Annotated in this window: 3 protein-coding genes; 1 reads left to right on the plus strand and 2 read right to left on the minus strand. The window is 66.3% G+C overall.

Annotation, left to right across the window (positions count from 1 at the left end):
• Nucleotides 1–128 precede the first annotated feature (128 nt).
• Nucleotides 129–437 (minus strand): hypothetical protein, encoded by a 309-nt coding sequence (locus ACWEBX_RS39695; RefSeq protein WP_451889562.1) that lies wholly within the window; start codon nt 435–437, stop codon nt 129–131.
• Nucleotides 438–643: 206 nt separating this feature from the next.
• On the opposite strand from ACWEBX_RS39695, the gene ACWEBX_RS39700 reads away from it, so the two are divergent.
• Nucleotides 644–940: a hypothetical protein gene (locus ACWEBX_RS39700; protein WP_451889563.1), complete on the plus strand. Its 297-nt coding sequence runs from the start codon at nt 644–646 to the stop codon at nt 938–940.
• A gap of 133 nt (nt 941–1,073) precedes the next feature.
• Here the strand turns inward: ACWEBX_RS39700 and ACWEBX_RS39705 are convergent, their stop codons facing one another.
• Nucleotides 1,074–1,547 carry a MarR family winged helix-turn-helix transcriptional regulator gene (locus ACWEBX_RS39705; RefSeq protein WP_451889564.1) on the minus strand — a complete coding sequence of 158 codons (474 nt, stop codon included), beginning with the start codon at nt 1,545–1,547 and terminating at the stop codon, nt 1,074–1,076.
• Between the last annotated feature and the right edge of the window lie 420 nt (nt 1,548–1,967).

Here is a 1,967-nt window from a genome sequence, read left to right on the forward strand (position 1 = left end):
AAGCCGCGCCCGACAACAGCGCGGCAGGCGGGAATCGCCCTCCTTTAGGCGGGCGAGGATGTCAATCGACCAGCCTCTCGCGCAGGTAGACACACTGTGATGCTCATTCCGGCCATGGGGGCATCAGATCATTCTTCCGGCACCGTCGACCAGGCAATTTGAGCCCGCTCGTCGAACTGGGCCAGTTTCTGCACGGCTCCGGCGAGACTGACCCTGAGCCCTTCGACCTCGCCGAGCCAGCCCTCCTTCTCGGTTTCGGCGATGCGGTCGAGGAGGTTGTCCCGGATGGCCACGATGCGGTGGCGTCGGTCAGGGTCGGACCGCAAAAGACTGCACCGCAGGCAGCTTTGCTCGGGGACGCAGCGAGGTCCGCACCGCCCGCCCGAGTTCTCCGCAACCCGCTTGATCCCCATGTTCGTGCCCATGTTCTGCTGCATGACGGGTGGCGGCTGCTACACGAGAGCAAGGGGCCCCTGTGCGCCTTTTACGCCAAGGCCGACGCCGTCGACGCCGAGCTCATGCGGGGCCTGAGAGCCGGGTCGGAGCCGGTACGGGTGGCCTGGCCTCGACCCGTGAATGTCCACGCGGTGCAGGCGAGTTACAGATTTCACGAGTGCCCAGACAACTGATTATGATCTTGGCCATGTCTGTGCAGAACTCGAACTCCGACAGAGCCCTGTCGCGCAAGCAGCGCCTTCAGGAGAAGCAGCGCCGTCAGTTGGCGGTGGTCGACACCGTGGACAAGGCCGAGGCCAAGGTCCGCAAGGCCGAGGTCGAGGTGGCCATGGCCGTCTCCGAGGCGGTGCAGGTGTTCGGTGGCATGCAGGAGGCGTCGGAGGGGCTCGACATGCCGATCCAGACGGTCCAGCGCTTCCTCGGCATGGCGCAGGACGAAGCGGTGAGCGCCGGCGACGTCGTCGAGTCCGTCGGCGGATCCTGACCCTGGCGTTGATGGCGGGCCCTTGCGGGAGAGCGTGGGCCCGCTTCGCTGTGTGTGGGGCGACTCGTAGACGGCCTCTTGGTCGGGGCCGCGTCCCGACGGCGTTGGTCGCGTGCCCCTTTTCGCGCGTCCGTCACCCTCGGTGAGAAGGAGCCCCGTCGGCCTGCGGTGACGCCGACGTTCCCTCCCGGATTTCGTGCAACGCCTCGTCGAACATGGTGCGGGCCCTGGTGAACCAGTCCGCCAACACGGCGATCTCGTCCGGTCCGTAGTCGGCGAAGAGGGACGCCAGTCGCTGATAGACGGGGCCGTAGATCTCGAGAACGCGTTCTTGAGCCGTTTCCTCCATGACCACGTACACGCGTCGGCGGTCGCCCGGGTCCGCGGTACGCCGGATGTAGCCCGCCTTCTCCAGGCGGTTCAGCACTCCTGTCACCGCTCCGGTGGTCAGCCTGGCCCGGTCCGCGAGATCGCCCGCGACCAGCGACTCGCCGGCCGTCGACGCCTCCATGAGGAAGCCCAGGCACGTGAGGTCTGTGACGTTCAGGCCCATCCGGCGGGCGATGTCCTGTTGTCCGAACTGGGCCGTGGCGATCATCCGGTCCATGGCGTAGAGCGCGTGGTCCGCCGTCGCGGCCGGGCGCGCCTTGTGATCACTCACGATTCCTCTTAGGATCTAAGATAATTAGCTCGCGAGGTAAGAGATCTCGCGATGGGGTCATCCCTACCATTTTCACAGCTCTCGAGGGGCGAGATCATGTTCATCCATGGTGACGACGACCACGACTTGGGCCACACGGTTGCCGGCTGGAGCGGTGCGGGCATCGCGGCACTGGGATTCGGGCTGTGCGGACTTGCGATGGTCAGGGCGTCCGGGCTTCTCGCGCTCGTGGGAGTGGCGGTCCTGGCCCTGGCACCACTGACCACATGGATGCTGCACCTGGCGGCACGAAGTCGCCCTCGAAGACCATGCCCGCCTTGGGCTGGTCGCCACCGGTGAACGTCTGGGTGACCGAGGCCGGGAACT

Source organism: Streptomyces sp. NPDC005070 (genome assembly GCF_053600395.1).

Excerpts from the sequence above, each read along its gene's own strand:
- ACWEBX_RS39705 (WP_451889564.1), bottom strand. The coding sequence starts at position 1,547 with ATGGACCGGATGATCGCCACGGCCCAGTTCGGACAACAGGACATCGCC.
- ACWEBX_RS39695 (WP_451889562.1), bottom strand. The coding sequence starts at position 437 with ATGCAGCAGAACATGGGCACGAACATGGGGATCAAGCGGGTTGCGGAG.
- ACWEBX_RS39700 (WP_451889563.1), top strand. The coding sequence starts at position 644 with ATGTCTGTGCAGAACTCGAACTCCGACAGAGCCCTGTCGCGCAAGCAG.